Raw genomic sequence first — 15963 nt, forward strand, 5'->3', positions numbered from 1 at the left:
GTTGCGCAGCGTGCGGATCTTGATGCCGAGTGTGTTGGCGGCATGGGTCCGGTTGCCGAGCGTGTGGCCGAGCGTGTCGAGGATCAGATCGCGCTCGACATCGGCGACGGTGCGGCCGACGAGGCCGCGCGTCACTGCCTCGGCCGCAATGGCCGCCTGCGCCGCCACCTGATCGGGCCCGCGGCGCTCGTCGAGGCGCGCACCATCCGGCGTGCGGATGGCGTCGGTGCCGATCTCCGGACCCGATGAGAGCAGCACCGCCCGGTGCAGCGTGTTCTCCAGTTCCCGCACATTGCCCGGCCAGCGGGCAACGGTCAGCTGGCGCCGCGCTTCGGCGGAAAGCGGCTTCACCGCCACGCCGTTGGCCTCGGCATATTTCCTGGCGAAATGGCCCGCCAGTTCCAGAATGTCGGCCGGGCGCTCGCGCAGCGGCGGCAGCTTCAGGTTCACAACGTTCAGGCGATAGAGCAGGTCCTCTCGGAACGTGCCCTTGCGCACCTCATCCGCCAGCGCGCGGTTGGAGGTCGCAAGGATGCGGATATCGACGGGCACGGGGCGCGTGCCGCCGACCCGGTCGATGACCCGCTCCTGGATGGCGCGCAAGAGCTTGGACTGCAGACGGATGTCCATCTCGGAAATCTCGTCGAGCAGCAGCGTGCCGCCATTGGCCTCCTCGAACTTGCCGATGCGCCGGGCCACCGCGCCGGTGAAGGCGCCCTTCTCGTGGCCGAACAGCTCGCTTTCCAGCAGGTTGTCGGGGATGGCCGCGCAGTTCACGGCCACGAACGGCGCCTTCGCGCGGTTCGACTTGGCATGCACATAGCGCGCGAGAACCTCCTTGCCGGTGCCGCTCTCGCCGGTGATCAGGATCGAGGCATCAGAGCCGGCGACCTGGTTGGCCAGCTGGACGACACGCGCCATGGCCTCGTCGCGGTAGATGAGCTGCCGGGCATCGTTGGCGACGGCCGCGAGCACCGCCGCGATCAGTTCCGGATCCGGCGGCAGCGGGATGTATTCCTTGGCACCCGCGTGGATCGCCGCAACGGCGGCGCGGGCATCGTTCGAGGTGCCGCAAGCGACCACCGGCACCGCGATCATCTCGTCGGAGAAGGCCTTGACGAGCGCCCGCACGTCGAGCGCCACGTCGATCATGACGAGGTCGGCGCCCTTGGCGCGCATGACGCGCAGGGCGGTCTCGATGTCCTCGGCGCTGGTGACGGCAGCCCCCTTGTCCACAGCCATCTTGGTGGCGATGGAGAGCTGGCCTTTGAGGGTTCCGACGATCAGGAGGCGCATGGTTGTCGGTCCTTCACCGGTCGGCCTTGATGATTTCAGTCATGGTCACGCCGAGCTTGTCCTCGACGAGCACCACCTCGCCGCGCGCGACGAGGCGGTTGTTCACATAGATGTCGATGGCCTCGCCCACCTTGCGATCGAGTTCGAGCACGGCGCCCGGCCCGAGCTTCAGCAGGTCGCCGACATCCATGTGCGTGCGGCCAAGCACGGCCGAGACGTTCACCGGCACGTCGAAGACGGCCTCGAGCTCGGCGGCGCCATGCGGCCCCCCGCTCTCGTCGGCGGCCATGGAGGGGAAGCCGGCACCCTGTCCGGGCACCAGGTCGGCCTCGGGCACGGAGTCCAGGTCCGGCAGCGGCATGCCGTTTTCGGGCGTGTCGATCATGACGTCCTCTCAGACGCGGAGGAGTGGGAGGCAAGGTAGCGGTCCACGGCCTCGGCAATGCGCGCCGTGATCTCGTCGCGGTCGAGCATGATGCCGCCCGTGGACCATTCGATGCGGCAGTCGCCGGGCGCGATGACCGGTTCGGCGAGGATGACCAGCCGGCCCTCGAAGCCGCGTTCCGCGGCAAGACGGGTCAGTTCCTCGCGGGCGCGTTCCAGCAGGTCGTCATGGACGCGGATCACCAGATGCGGCACGCCGCGCAGATTGGCGAAGCACTCTCCGACGAGCCGGCGGATCTCCTCCAGCGGCTGGCGCGCGATGAGGCCCGCGGCAAGCTTGCCGGCCACGGCAACGGCGATGTCGATGGCCTCCTGCTCCAGCCGGCCTTCCAGGGCATCCAGCGCCGCGGCGGCGGCGGCCAGCCGCTGGCCGACCGCATCGAAGGCGATGGCCTGCTGCCGCTGGATGGACCGCTGCGCCTCGCCCTCGCCATCGACGAAGCCGCTCGCATAGCCCTCCTGCCTGGCCAGCGCCAGAAGCTGCTGGTGCTCGGCAAGCGTCACCTTGGGCTCGGCCGCCTTGCGCGCCTCTGCCACGAATTCGGTGTCGAACAGGAACTTGACCGGTCTTGTCATGGGGGCGCCCTCAGAAGACCAGTTCATCGTCGGCACGGTTCTTGGAGATCATGATCTCGCCCTTGGCCGCGAGGTCCTTGGCGAGATTGACGAGGATCGCCTGGGCCTCGTCGACATCCTTCAGGCGCATGGGGCCGAGTGCCTGCATGTCGTCCTGCATCATCTTGGCCGCGCGCGTGGACATCTGGCCGAGGAAGAAGTCGCGCATGGTCTGGTTGGCGCCCTTCAGGGCAATCGCCAGCTTGTCCTTGTTGATGTTGCGGACGAGCGTCTGGGCGGAGCCCGCATCGAGCTTGGCGAGATCGTCGAAGGTGAACATCAGGTTCTTGATCCGCTCGGCCGAGTCGCGGCTCTGCTCCTCGAGGGCGGTCAGGAAGCGTGTTTCGGTCTGGCGGTCGAAGGAGTTGAAGATCTCCGCCATCGCCTCGTGGGAATCGCGGCGCTGGGTCTGCGACAGGTTGGACATGAACTCGGTCCGCAGCGTCTGCTCGATACGCTCGAGAACGTCCTTCTGCACGGCCTCCATCTTGAGCATGCGGCCGACCACGTCGAGCGCGAACTCCTCGGGCAGGATGGCCAGAACGCGGCCGGCATGTTCCGGCTTGATCTTGGACAGCACCACCGCGACCGTCTGCGGATATTCGTTCTTCAGATAGTTGGCGAGCACCTGCTCCTGAACGTTGGAGAGCTTCTCCCACATGTTCCGGCCGGCCGGCCCGCGGATTTCCTCCATCAGCATGGCGACCCGCTCGGTCGGCATGAACTGCGACAGCAGCCGTTCGGTGGCGTCGAAATTGCCCATCAGCCCGCCCGATGCCGACAGCCGCCCGACAAACTCCAGGAGCAGGCTCTCGACAATCTCCGGCCCGACGGTGCCCAGCTGCGACATGGCGACCGACAGGATGCGGATCTCGTCATCGTCGAGCAGCTTCCAGATGCGGGCCGAGACCTTGTCGCCGAGCGTCAGCATGAGGATCGCCGCCCGCTGCTGGCCGTTCAGGCCCCTGGCCGCCTCGGTGTCGATGCGCCCGGCATCGGCAAGCGCCGCCAGGGCCTGGCCAAACTCGGCATCGCGCTGGATCTGGGCGATCGTCACTTCGCATCCCCGTCATTCAGCCACTGGCGGATGATGGACACGGTCTCGTGCGGGTTCTTGTCAACCAGTTCGCCCACCTTGGCGAGCGAGGCCTGATGCACCTCGCCCTGCAGCTTGGCGATCTCGATCATCTTCAGCGTTGCGTTCTCCATGCCCGGTGCGATCGATGGCGAGGTGATCGTCGAACGCTCCGCCTCCTCGCTTCTGCCGGCGTCGCCGCCGAGCGAGCCGCCTCCGGGCAGTGCCAGCGGTGCCGGGGGCTCCGGCGTGAGGATGCGGCGCATCAGCGGGCGAACCACGAACAACAGAACCAGCAGCGAGACGACCAGCAGCACCAGCAGTTCGATGGCATAGCGGATGTCCTCCTTGGTCAGGTCGTAGACCATCCACCAGGGCCTCGGCGCCTCGGTCGGGGCAAGCTGCGGCGCTTCGGCAAAGCGCAGGTTGACGATCTCGACCTGGTCGCCGCGGCGCTGGTCGAAGCCGATCGCCGAGCGCACGAGCGCACCGATCCGCTCCAGTTCCTCCTGCGGACGGGGCTGGTAGTTGACGTTGCCCTCGCCGTCGCGGGCATAGATGCCGTCGACCAGCACGGCGACCGAGACGCGCTTGACGCGGCCGCCCTCGATCACCTCGGTGCGCTGGGTGCGCGCGATCTCGTAATTGACCGTCTCCTCTGACTTCCGGCTGGCCTCGCGATTGGCCTGCTGCTGCGCACCGCCCTGGTTCGCACCCGGCAGTTCGTTACCGACCGTTACCTGTCCGTCGCCGCCGCCATTGGAGTTCGACTGCTCCTCGCGCGTCTGGGTCGAGCGCACCACGCGCCGCTCGGGATCGAAATCATCGGTCGTCTGGGTGATGCGGTTGAAGTCCATGTCGGCGGCGATCTGGACACGGGTCCGTCCGGGGCCGACGACGGAGGCGATGATGCTCTCGACCTGCTCGCGCAGCCGCCGCTCGTAGCCGATGCGGCGCTCGTCGGTGGTCGCGCCCATCATGCCATTGGCGTCGCCCGCACCATCGGCCAGAAGCCGGCCGCCTTCATCGACGATGGAGACGCGCTGCGGCGACAGGCCCCGGACCGCCGAGGCGACGAGATGGCGGACGGCCCGGATCTGCTGGGGCTCGAGCCCGCCGCGCACCCTCAGCACGATGGAGGCGGTGGGCTCGACCCGCTCGCGCGAGAACAGGGGGCGGTCGGGCAGGACGAGATGGACGCGGGCGGACTGGACGCGCTCGATGCCCCGGATCGTGCGGGCGAGTTCGCCCTCCATGGCCCTGAGGTGATTGATGTTCTGGACGAAGGAGGTCGATGACAGGGCATCGCCCTTGTCGAACAGCTCGTAGCCGACGCCGCCGCCGCGCGGCAGGCCGCCTTCGGCCAACTGCATGCGCACGCGGGCCACCTGGTCCTGGGTGACGAAGATCTGCCCGCCGTCGCCGCGCAACTGGAACCGCACCTGCCGCCGTTCAAGCTCCTTCACCACCTGCGCCGAATCCTCGAGCGTCAGGTCGGAGAACAGCAGCGCCATCTGCGGCTGGCTCATGCGCAGGATGATGTAGACGAAGAATCCGACGAGCCCGAGCGCGACGGCGCCCATGGCCGCGACCCGGGGCGCGCCGAGATTCTTCAGAAACTCCAGGATGCCGTTCAAGACGCCACCAGCCCTCTGCCCGAAGCAGCGCAGCCCTGGGCCGCGTCCGCTGGGCAAGATTTGCCGGGTGGGTGGTTACCGACTGGTTAACGCGCCGGTGCGATCCGGATCAGGTGTCGCTTTTTCATCGCAGAGAGCGCAGCACGAGCCCGATTCCGCCAGCCGTCAGCCCCAGCATCATCAGCGTGTTGAACAGGCTCGTCGGCACGAAATAGATGGTCAGGTTGGTCAGGATGCCCGCCGCGATGATCACCACTCCTGCGAAAAGCAGCAGGAAACCGAGGCGCGAGCGCCCGTCGAAGAACAGCATGCCGATGCCGAACAGGATCGGCACCAGCGACAGGCCGAAGGCCGAATAGCCGCCCAGCGTCCAGGACCCGCCATGGACCGACACCTGGTTGGTGACCAGCCAGGCTCCGGCAATGGTCATGCCCAGCCCGACGAAGAAGGCGATCAGCCCTCCCGGCGTGCCGCCGGCGCCATAGGAACGGAAATCGGTCATGGTCGGATCCTGTATCGGCAAGATGGCCATCGGAGATGTGGCATCCGCCGCCGCCGCCGACAAGCGGTCGTGCTTCTGCCCGGCTGTAACCTCCCGTTAACCATCCGCCCGGCATTTCTTGCCCACTATCGTTCACGATTGGCCGGACGCGCGACCGGCCGGGGAAGCGCATGACCGACGTCACGGTTGCACCCGCCCGGACCGGGGCCTCGCCGGCCAGTTCCTTCCTCGGGGAGGTTGGCGGCTGGTGGCGCCGGCCGGACCTGTGGATGGCGACCGGCGTCATCGGGATCCTCGTGATCCTGATCTTCCCGATGCCGCCGATCCTGCTGGACCTGATCCTGGCGGTGTCGATCATCTCCTCGGTCATGATCCTGATGACCGCGCTGTTCATCCACCGTCCGCTGGAGTTCTCCTCCTTCCCGACGGTGCTGCTGATCGCGACGATGCTGCGCCTGTCGCTCAATCTCGCCTCCACCCGCCTCATTCTGTCGAACGGACACGAGGGCACGGCAGCAGCCGGCTATGTCATCGAGGCCTTCGGCAATTTCGTGATGGGCGGCTCGTTCATCATCGGCATCATCGTCTTCGCGATCCTGGTGATCGTGAATTTCATCGTCATCACCAAGGGCTCCGGCCGCATCGCGGAGGTGGCGGCCCGCTTCTCCCTCGACGCCATGCCGGGCAAGCAGATGGCGATCGACGCGGACCTCTCCGCCGGCCTCATCGACGAGCAGACCGCCAAGCGGCGGCGCAAGGACCTGGAGGACGAAAGCGCCTTCTACGGCGCCATGGACGGTGCCTCGAAATTCGTGAAGGGCGATGCCATTGCCGGCCTGCTCATCACCTTCATCAACGTCATCGCCGGCCTGATCATCGGTGTCGCCCAGCAGGGCATGCCGTTCGGCGAGGCCGCGCGCACCTACACGATCCTGACAGTGGGCGATGGCCTGGTGAGCCAAGTGCCGGCGCTGATCATCTCGACTGCGGCCGGCCTCCTGGTCTCCAAGGCCGGCGTGACCGGCTCGGCCGACCAGGCTGTCATCCGCCAGCTCACCGGCTATCCCAAGGCGCTGGGCCTCTCGGCGGCGGTCATGGGCGCCATGGCCCTGCTGCCCGGCATCCCCTTCCTGCCGTTCGCCGGCCTGGCGGCGCTTGCCGGCTATGCCGCACACACCCTCAGCCGCGAGGCGCGCCGCGTGGCCGATACGGCCGCCATCCAGCAGGCCGCGGAACAGGCCGCCGCCGCCGCGCCGCCGGCGGAGGAACCGATCGGCTCCATCCTCAAGATCGACGACCTGAAGATCGAGCTGGGCTACGGGCTGCTGCCGCTGGTCCAGTCCGAGGGCGGCTCGGACCGGCTGACCGACCAGATCAAGGCCCTGAGGCGCCAGTTTGCCTCCGACATGGGCTTCATCATGCCGTCGGTCCGCATCCTCGACAATGTCCAGCTCTCGCCCAACCAGTACATCATCCGCGTCAAGGAGGTGGAGGCAGGTCAGGGCCAGATCTGGCCGCAGCATTTCATGGTCATGGATCCGGCCGGCGGGCAGGTCGACCTGCCAGGCGTTCACACGACCGAGCCGACCTTCGGCCTCCCCGCATCCTGGGTGGATGCCGCACTGAAGGAGGAGGCGAGCGTGCGCGGCTATACCGTGGTGGACGCCGCCACCGTGCTGTCCACCCACCTGACCGAGATCATCAAGGCCAATGTGGCCGATCTCCTGAGCTATTCCGAGGTGCAGAAGCTTCTGAAGGAGGTGCCGAAGGAGCAGGCCGAGCTGATGAAGGACCTGGTGCCGAACCAGATCACGGTGTCCGGCATCCAGCGTGTGCTGCAACTCCTGCTTGCCGAGCGCGTGTCGATCCGCGACCTGCCGACCATCCTGGAGGGGATCGCCGAGGCGGTGGCGTTCACGCGCTCGCCCTCCCAGATCGCCGAGCATGTCCGTGCCCGGCTCGCCCGCCAGATCTGCGCGCAATATGCCGGGTTCGATGGCGCGCTCGCCCTCGTTGCCCTGTCGCCGGCATGGGAGCAGGCCTTCGCCGACTCGATCATCGGCCAGGGCGACGACCGCCAGCTGGCCATGCAGCCGTCCAAGCTATCCGAGTTCATCATGCTGGTCCGCGATGCCTTCGAGGATGCCGCGCGCATGGGCGAGGCGCCGGTCCTGCTGACCTCGCCCGGCATCCGGCCCTTCGTGCGCTCCATCGTCGAGCGCTTCCGCGCACAGACGCCGGTGCTCAGCCAGGCCGAGATCCACCCGCGCGTGCGCCTGAAGACGGTGGCGGGCGTCTGACCGCTCCGGAGCGGGACGGCGCGTTAACCTTCGATTCAACTTCTGGTCGACCCGGGCATGCGCCTCGGCGAAGCTTCTCACGGGGATGGGTGCTCCTGACAGGAGGCCCGAGACCATGAGGTTCCGCATGTCGCCGGCTCAGGCCGTGGCTGTCACCGTCACGGCCAATTTCATCGTCTGGTCGCTCATCATCGCGGCAGGCGTCCACTATCTGATCTGACAGGACCGGACACCACCGGTGTTTCCAGGGCCCCGCGGTCGCCGCGGGGCCTTTTTCCTGTCGCCGCGACCGGCTCAGCCGTCCTGCCGGCGGGCGGCTTTGATGCGCCGCGAATGCTCGGTCTCCCCGCCTCCGGCCAGGATCCGCGCCTCGCCGGACCAGTTGTCGCGAACTGCGCGCCCGGGAGCCCCGACATAGGCCGAGATATAGCCGAGTTCGGCCTCGCTGAGTGCCGCGATCTGGTCGAAGTGCCACAGGCCGAGACCATAGAGCTTGCCCTCGATCTCCTTGCCGACACCGCGAATCAGTTCGAGATCGTCGGCGACACCCCCGCGCGGTCCGACAAGGCCCTGCGGCCGCGCCCGGTCGTCGGCATGACCGAGATCGCCCACTCCCGTTCGAGAGGTCGCAACCTCGCCGCGGCCGGCGCGTTCCGAGAACGCAGTGGTTCCACCAGCGGCCAGGGTCGCCGCCTGCCCGACCCAGTCCTCGCGCTCGATCCGTCCGGGGAAGGCCAGATAGCCGCCGACCCACATGGTTTCCTTGGCCGTCCAGGCCGCGATCTGGTCGAAGTGCCAGATGCCGAGGGCGTTGAGGCGCGCTTCGTTCTGCGGGCCGATGCCGCGGACGAGTTTCAGGTCGTCGGGCCGGGATTCGCGCGGCGCATCGATGCCCTGCGGCTTGTCCCCCTGTGCCATCGCCTCGGCCGCGGCGGCGGCACCCGACAACTGCACCGGCGGGAGAGGCTCGGCCATCGCCGCGGCAGGACCCGCGCCCGCGCCCGCGACCGCCAGGTCGCTCGGCCGGCCGCCCAGCCCATGGGCAAGGCCCCCCACGACGCATCCGATCAGATAGGCACCGGAGAACAGCACGAAGGTATCGAGCCACAGGCCCGGCCGGCCCGGCAGCCACTTGAGCGCCGAGGCCACCACCATGGCCGCGAACAGGGTGATCGCCAGCGCCGCCCAGCCGCTGCGGCCACGGTCTTCCTTGACCGCCGCCACCCAGCCGAAGACGAGCCCGAGCACCAGCGTGGCGATGAGCGGAACAGCGAAGGTCTGAACCAGATACACCATTGACCCGCTCCTCAGCGCCGCGGCTGCACGTGGAACTCCACGCGCCGGTTCAGCGCGCGGTTGTCCTCGGTGTCGTTGGGGACGACGGGCCGGGTCTCGGCATAGCCCACCACCACCAGCATGTCGGCCGGCACGCCGCGACGGACCAGTTCGTCGCGCATCAGCCCCGCCCGCTCCTCCGAGAGCTTCTGGTTCTGGTTGGTCCGGTTGTGGATATCGGCATGGCCGGCCACCTCGATCCGCTCCTGCGGCTCGCAGCGACGGATGCCGGCGGCAAGCCGGTCGAGCACGGCCTCATGCTCCGCGCGCTTCTCCGCCTTCCAGTAGTCGAACAGGATGCGGTCGCCCTCCAGCGCCGTCTGGATGATCACCGAACAATCGGGACCAGGCAGCATGACCGGCGCAGGAGCCGGCGGCGGGGGGATCTCGCCGGGAGGACGGGCGGGCGCGGCAGCAGCCGGCGGTGCGGCAGCCGGCGGCGCAGGCGGCGCAGGCGGCTGAAGCTCGCTGGCCGACAACTCGACCGTGGGCGGCATGTCCGGAAGCGGCAGGATGACGAGAGGCTGCGGCGGCGCGGGCGGCTGAAGCTCGCTGGCCGGCAGTTCGACCGCTGGAGGCATGGCCGGCAGCGGCAGGATCACGAGAGGTGGCGCCGGGGCGGCGGCTTGCGGCGCGGGCGCCAGCTCGCGGGCCGACAGCTCCACCGCAGGGGGCATGTCCGGCGGCGGCAGGATCACCAGCGGCGGCGGGGAGGCAGGGGCAGGCGGAGTCAGCGGCGATGGCGCCTGCGCTGCAGGTGCGACACTCGCTGCCGCTCGCTGCGCTGGGAGTGCCGTTGAAGGGGGCGTCGTTGTAGCGGGCGCCGTTGCAGGCGTCGGCGATGCAGGTGTTGGCGTTGCAGGGGCTGGCGGTGTCGGCGGCGGGAGCGGCGCCACCAGATCGGGCGAGAGGTCGGGAACCGCAGGCGGCGGCGGAATCTCGGCCGGCGGAAGCGTGATGTCGACCGTGGCGGTCACCGGCGCTCCGAGAGCCGCCATGGCCTGGCGGATGCCCAGGGCCGTCGGGAAGTCGGGCACGCGGCCGGTCAGCGTCAGCCGGGCGTTGGAGAGCTGCACGGCCCCTTCCGCGAGGCGGCCGAGCTGGGCGAGGGCCGCGCGGGTGACCACGGTGAAGTCGACCCCCTGCGGCAGTCCGCTGGCCAGGCGCATCTCGTCGACGACCGGCGCCCCTCCGGCAATCGCGCGCGCGGCCTCGACGACGGCGCTGCGCTCTGCCTCGGAGGGCACGTTGCCGGACAGCGTCAGCGCATTGCCGGCCCGACGCGCGCGCCAGGTGAACGGATCGGCCAGCGGCGGCGCGATCGCCAGTTCGCCGGCCGTCAGCCCACCCTCGCCCCGCCCGGCAAGCGCCGAGAGCGCCTGCAGCGCTTCGGCATTCTCGGCCGTGCCCCGCACCGACAGGGCCGAGCCCGAGATGGCAACCGTACCGGATGCCAGCCGGCGCAGGTGGCCGAGCGCCGAAAGGGCCTGGGCCTCGACGGCCTCGGGCAGGCCCTCCACCAGTGTCATGGCATCGACCACCGGCCCGGTGGTGGCCGCCATGGCCGCCTCGAGCAGGCGCGCGCGAATGGCCTCGGAGCCGACCATGCCCGACAAGGTCAGGATGCCGTCCGTGCCGCGGCTGGCGGACCACTGAACCACATCGGGCGGTGGCGGCACGGGCAGGGCGGCGCTGAACGGGCCGGGATCGCTCATGGCGGGCGATTCACCGTCTGGCCGGGCGATCGCGAGATTGATGCCGCGCCGCTCGATCCCCTGTGGCAGCGTCGACAGCGCATGGGCGATCGCAGCGCGCGTGGCTGCGTCGGCTGCGGTGCCGGTAAAGGTGAAGGCCGAGCCTGTCAGGGTGGCAGAACCGCTGGTCACGCGGGCGAGTTGCTGAAGGCCCAGAAGGCCCGCGCCAAGAGCCGTCGATGGCCCGCCGCGCACGACCTCCATCAGGTCGGTCACCTCGACATCCGGCATGAGGCGGCGTGCGGCCTCCAGAAGCTGGGCACGCGAGCCGTCGGGCGCCACATGGCCCGAAAGGGTCAGCGCATTGCCCTCGCGCCGCGCCGACCAGCCGAATGTCTCCACCTGCCGCAGCAGCGCTGCCGGCCGGGCATCCGCGCGCCGGACACCCGACTGCGCCTCGGCGGTGTCCTCGGCCGCCCCGAGGGCCTCCCCGGACGGACCGGTGCCGGCGATCACGACATCGCGGCCGCGCACCACGATCTCGGCCCAGGGCTTGCCATCGACTGTCGAGGAACGGGAGATCGCCTGCTGCGCGCGGCTGGCGAGATCGGCCTCGATATCCGCCTGCTTCCACCAGAGCGAGCCGCCGGCGGCCAGCGCCATCGGCAGCAGCCCCCAGAGCCATCGACGCGGCTGCAACAACATGGACGAGCCCCTCACACGCAATACCGGGCCGGCACGACCCTTGCCCCGCGTCGATCGCGCGAGCAGACACCACATTCGTGAACCGGCTCAACGGGAGTCAAGATCGGCTTAAGCGAATCGGTCATCATCCTGAAGACACACTCCCACCAAACCAGGGGAGATGCCCACGTGAGCATGGAACGCGTCCTGCCCGTGCTGGCAAGTCAGGTCAACGACGAAGGACGCATGCGCGCGTTCGTGACCGAACTCGGCCTGAAGCCGGGGCAAACGGTCGAAGCCAAAGTGGTCGCCATGCTGTCCGACGGGCTGGCGCGCCTGCTCATTGCCGATCGCCCTCTCGAGGTGCGTACGCCCCAGCCCCTGCCCGTCGGCCAGACCCTGACGCTGACCGTCGAGCGTCAGGGGCAGGCGGTCCGGCTGATTCTCGGTGCCCTGCCGCCCGGCGAGGCGGCACGGCCGGCCGCGACCCTACCTGCCGCAATGGCAAATGCTCGCGGCAGCCTGCCCTCTGCGGCCGCCGCATCAACGACGGCGTTGCAGGTGCTGATGGCGCAGGCCGGCCCCGCCCCGGCCTCAACGGGGATGGCGGCGGTCCCGCCGGACGCACCGCAGGGCCAGGGTGCCACGGCTGCGTCCATGGTGCAGGGCCCGGCTGCTGCACCATCCGCCGCGTCGGCCGCCGCGCCGAAAGGTCCAGCGGCTCCGGTTCCCACAGCTCAGGTGCCCATAGGTCAGGGTTCCGCCACGGCTGCGCCCGCGCCCCCGGTGCTGGCAGGAACGGCGGCCATACCGGCGGCAGGCATCTTGCCCCAGGCGATGTCTGCGGCAGGGGCAGCAACCGTCCTCGCAACGCCAGCATTGCCCGCTCAGGCAGCGCCGGCAGTCATCGCCGCATCAACGCGGGAGCTGGCGGCAGGCGCGTCAGGGCCGGCCCATCCGGCAGGCGCCACCGCGGCAAGCAGGGGGCCTGGCCAGACCCTGCCGGGCACCGCTCCCCTCGTCCCACCGGCAACGGTTGCAGGACCGGCAGGGGCCGTCGCGGCGCTGGTGGCCATGGCCGCCCGCGATGCCGGCAACCTCCGCGCCGGCATGGACGGCGCACAGATCGCCACCGCCGCCCGCGGCGCGCCTGATGCCGGCCGCCTCGCCGGCGCTCGCGATGGCCCCGGCGAAGCAGCCGGCCGGCCGGAGGCCGGGCCGCGCGCCACCCTGACAGCCGCCGTCCGGCAGGCTGCGGGCCGGCAGGAAAGCCTTGCACCGCTGTTCGCCGATCTCGCAGCCATTGCCGGCGGCAAGGCACCGGAGGCCCTGCGGGCCATGCCGGAGCCGGTGATGCGCGCCATGGCGGCCGTACTCGGCTTCCGGATGCCGGTCGAGGCGGCCGCCTCGCCTCAGGCGCTGGCACGGGCCGTGGCCGGGTCCGGCACCTTCCTGGAGGCGCGCCTCGCCGCCCTGCCGCCCGGAATGGTGCCTCCGCCCGACCTCAAGGCGGCACTTGCGGGCCTGCGCGATGCGCTGGCGGACTGGCGGACGACCCTCCCTGGTTTGCCTGACGGCGACGCGCCCGATGCCGGCCAGGACCTTCGTCAGGCCGCGCACGCGCGCCCGCCCCTGCGCGGCGGACTGCCGGAGGGCCAGATGCCGGTCGCTCCCTCCATCGGCGCCTTCGCGACGCCCTCGGAGGTCGCCCTGATCCTGGCCGACCGCACCGAATCGGCGCTCGCCCGCATCCTGCTCCTGCAGGCCGCCTCGCTTCCCGATGGTCGGGACGCGGCACGCGCCGATGCGCCGGTCCAGACCAGCGTCGAGGTGCCGCTGCGTCTCGGCGCCGAGACCGCCATGATGCAGATGCTCATCGTCCGCGACGACGGCGAAGGCAATGCGGAAGGACGGGAAGTCGCCGGGCGCAGCTGGACCTTGCGCTTCTCCATGGACGCCGAGCCGCTCGGCCCGATCCACGCCTGCGTGAGGTGGCAGGCGGGCCATGTCGGCGTCCAGCTCTGGGCCGAGCGCGACGGCACCGCGGACAGGCTTGCCGCCGCCCGGAGCGCCCTGTCGGAGGCTCTGGAGGCCTCGGCATTCGCCATTGACGACCTGACGATCGCCGCTGGCCGCCCGACCGAGTCCGCCCGGCGCGCCACGGACCGCCGTTCCCTGCCCGCGCGCCTGGACCGCCTGTCATGACCGGCGATCCGGACACGCCGCCGCCGGGACTTGCCGTCGCTCTCGAATATGAGCACGGCCGCGATCATGCCCCGCGGGTGACGGCCAGCGGACGCGGCGCTGTCGCCGAGAAGATCGTCGAGGTTGCCCGCGAGCATGGCATCGCCATCGAGGGCAATCCGGCGCTGGCCGAGGCGCTGGCCGGTGTCGCGGTGGATGAGGAGGTACCCGAGGAGCTGTATCGCGCCGTGGCCGAAGTCATCGGTTTCGTGCTGCGCGCGGCTGGAAAGCTGCGTTAAGACCACTCATGGAACCGGTTCGGGGGCGTGGCGCTTGCCGTGGCCGTCCATTTCGGGCTGGATAGACAAAACATTTCCCGGGAGGACCGCATGACCGAAGTTGCCGATACCCCCACCAGGCCCTGGACGCAGTTCTACCCCGTCGGCGTTCGCCACACGATCGATGAGGCGCCCCATCCGAACCTGGCCGCCATGGTCCGGTCCATCGCCCGCACCTATGCGGACAACACCGCCTTCTCGCTATGCCTGCCCAACGGCATGGGCGGCAGCCTGACCTATGCCGAGGTCGACCGCTGGTCGGACGCCTTCGCCACCTATCTGCGCGAGGACCTGAAGCTCAAGCCGGGCTCGCGCGTCGCGCTGCAGATGCCCAATGCGCTGGCCTTCCCGATCGTCGCCTATGGCGTGTTCAAGGCCGGCTGCGTCCTCATCAACATCAATCCGCTCTACACCGCCGAGGAGATGGGCAAGGTCTTCGCCGATGGCGAGCCGGACCTGCTGGTCGTCATCGACATGTTCGCGGACAAGCTGCCGGCCGCCTTCGCCATCCACAAGGTGCCGAACGTCTGTGTCCTCCGCATCACCGAGTTCATGCCCTGGCTCCAGGGCACGCTGGTCGGCCTCGTGCAGAAATACAAGGACAAGTCGGTCAAGCCGGTGACGGTGGCGCACACCACCTTCCAGGCGGCCCTTGCCTCGGGCGAGGGGCGCAAGGAATCCTCGAAGATCGCGGCCTACACGGACGGCGTCGGCCTCGATACGCTGGCCGTGCTGCAATATACCGGCGGAACGACGGGCGTCTCGAAGGGCGCCATGCTGACGCATGGCAACCTGATCATGAACATGGCCCAGGCGCTGGAGATGGTCGCCTCCAACCTCGAGAAGGGCAAGGAGACGATCCTCACGGCGCTGCCGCTCTACCATATCTTCGCCTTCACGGTGAACATGCTGGGGTTCTGGTATCTGGGCGCCCACAACGTGCTGACCCCCAATCCGCGGCCGCTGACCAACCTTCAGAAAGCCTTCGAGAAATATCCGATCACCACGCTGACCGGCGTGAACACCCTGTTCAACGGCCTGAACAACGACCCCTGGTTCCGCGACAACCCGCCCAAGACGCTGAAGACCGCCTCGGCCGGCGGCATGGCGCTTCAGGACGCCGTGGCGAAGCGCTGGCAGGAGGTGACCGGCACGCCGGTCATCGAGGGCTACGGGCTGACCGAGTCCTCGCCGGTTCTGTCGTTCAACCCCTTCGGCAATGTCCGCGAGGGCACGATCGGCATTCCGGTGCCCTCCACCGACATCAAATGCGTCGACGACGAGGGCAAGGAGGTGCCGCTCGGCCAGCCGGGCGAACTGATCGCGCGCGGCCCGCAGATCATGGCCGGCTACTGGAGGAAGCCCGAGGAGACGGCAAAAACCATCCGCGACGGCTGGCTCTATACCGGCGACATCGCCACGCAGGACGCGGACGGGTTCTTCCGCATCGTCGATCGCAAGAAGGACATGGTGCTGGTCTCCGGCTTCAACGTCTTCCCCAACGAGGTGGAGGACACGCTGGCCAAGCATCCCGCCGTGCTCGAGGTGGCCGTCATCGGTGTTCCGGACGGCGCGGCGGGCGAAGCGGTGAAGGCCTTCATCGTCACCAAGCCCGACACGCAGGCCTCGGTCGATCAGCTCCGCGACTTCTGCCGCGAGCACCTGACCGCCTACAAGGTGCCGAAATTCATCGAGTTCCGCACCGATCTGCCCAAGACCAATGTCGGCAAGATCCTGCGCAAGGATCTGAGGGCCGAGGAACTGGCCAGGCTCGCCAAGAGCTGAAGACCGGCCCGCCAGCATTCATCCCCTCGCGGGGGTGTCAGGGGTCGCTCCTTCCGGGAGCGGCCCTTTGCCGT

Annotated in this window: 12 protein-coding genes; 4 read left to right on the forward strand and 8 right to left on the reverse strand. The window is 69.3% G+C overall.

Features of this window, described 5'->3' with window-relative positions; translation table 11 throughout:
• From flbD to ACTIFS_RS13460, 6 genes are all read right to left on the reverse strand, one after another.
• Positions 1-1296 (reverse strand): sigma-54-dependent transcriptional regulator FlbD (gene flbD, locus ACTIFS_RS13435; RefSeq protein WP_439574621.1); only part of this gene is annotated, 1296 nt, incomplete at its 3' end.
• 13 nt (positions 1297-1309) lie between these two features.
• Complete coding sequence (gene fliN, locus ACTIFS_RS13440) at positions 1310-1681, reverse strand: flagellar motor switch protein FliN (RefSeq protein ID WP_439574622.1); 372 nt, start codon at positions 1679-1681, stop codon at positions 1310-1312.
• A complete protein-coding gene (locus ACTIFS_RS13445) occupies positions 1678-2316 on the reverse strand; it encodes a FliH/SctL family protein (protein WP_439574623.1) in 639 nt (212 codons plus the stop codon). Before ACTIFS_RS13445 ends, fliN begins: the two co-directional genes overlap by 4 nt.
• 10 nt (positions 2317-2326) lie before the next feature.
• Positions 2327-3367: a flagellar motor switch protein FliG gene (gene fliG, locus ACTIFS_RS13450; RefSeq protein WP_439574818.1), complete on the reverse strand. Its 1041-nt coding sequence runs from the start codon at positions 3365-3367 to the stop codon at positions 2327-2329.
• 41 nt (positions 3368-3408) lie between these two features.
• Entirely contained in the window at positions 3409-5067 is a 1659-nt protein-coding gene (gene fliF, locus ACTIFS_RS13455) for a flagellar basal-body MS-ring/collar protein FliF (protein WP_439574624.1), read from the reverse strand.
• 124 nt (positions 5068-5191) lie between these two features.
• Positions 5192-5569 carry a hypothetical protein gene (locus ACTIFS_RS13460; protein WP_439574625.1) on the reverse strand — a complete coding sequence of 126 codons (378 nt, stop codon included), beginning with the start codon at positions 5567-5569 and terminating at the stop codon, positions 5192-5194.
• Between the two features lie 170 nt (positions 5570-5739).
• On the opposite strand from ACTIFS_RS13460, the gene flhA reads away from it, so the two are divergent.
• A complete protein-coding gene (flhA, locus tag ACTIFS_RS13465; protein ID WP_439574626.1) occupies positions 5740-7869 on the forward strand; it encodes a flagellar biosynthesis protein FlhA in 2130 nt (709 codons plus the stop codon).
• A 294-nt stretch (positions 7870-8163) separates the two neighbouring features.
• Here the strand turns inward: flhA and ACTIFS_RS13470 are convergent, their stop codons facing one another.
• Positions 8164-9165, reverse strand: coding sequence for a hypothetical protein (locus ACTIFS_RS13470; protein WP_439574627.1), 1002 nt, complete (start codon positions 9163-9165; stop codon positions 8164-8166).
• Between the two features lie 11 nt (positions 9166-9176).
• Positions 9177-11603, reverse strand: a complete 2427-nt coding sequence (locus ACTIFS_RS13475; RefSeq protein ID WP_439574628.1) for an OmpA family protein — start codon at positions 11601-11603, stop codon at positions 9177-9179.
• Between the two features lie 174 nt (positions 11604-11777).
• Between ACTIFS_RS13475 and ACTIFS_RS13480 the strand changes: the two genes are divergently transcribed.
• The 3 genes from ACTIFS_RS13480 (at position 11778) to ACTIFS_RS13490 (ending at position 15889) form a co-directional block, all read left to right on the forward strand.
• On the forward strand, positions 11778-13787 hold the full coding sequence (locus tag ACTIFS_RS13480) for a flagellar hook-length control protein FliK (RefSeq protein WP_439574819.1): 2010 nt from the start codon (positions 11778-11780) through the stop codon (positions 13785-13787).
• Complete coding sequence (locus tag ACTIFS_RS13485; RefSeq protein ID WP_439574629.1) at positions 13784-14065, forward strand: EscU/YscU/HrcU family type III secretion system export apparatus switch protein; 282 nt, start codon at positions 13784-13786, stop codon at positions 14063-14065. The genes ACTIFS_RS13480 and ACTIFS_RS13485 overlap by 4 nt, the downstream gene beginning before the upstream one ends.
• Before the next feature lie 90 nt (positions 14066-14155).
• Entirely contained in the window at positions 14156-15889 is a 1734-nt protein-coding gene (locus tag ACTIFS_RS13490) for an AMP-binding protein (RefSeq protein ID WP_439574630.1), read from the forward strand.
• Positions 15890-15963: the final 74 nt, after the last annotated feature.

It is taken from the genome of Phreatobacter sp., assembly GCF_051860605.1.
GTDB lineage: Bacteria > Pseudomonadota > Alphaproteobacteria > Rhizobiales > Phreatobacteraceae > Phreatobacter.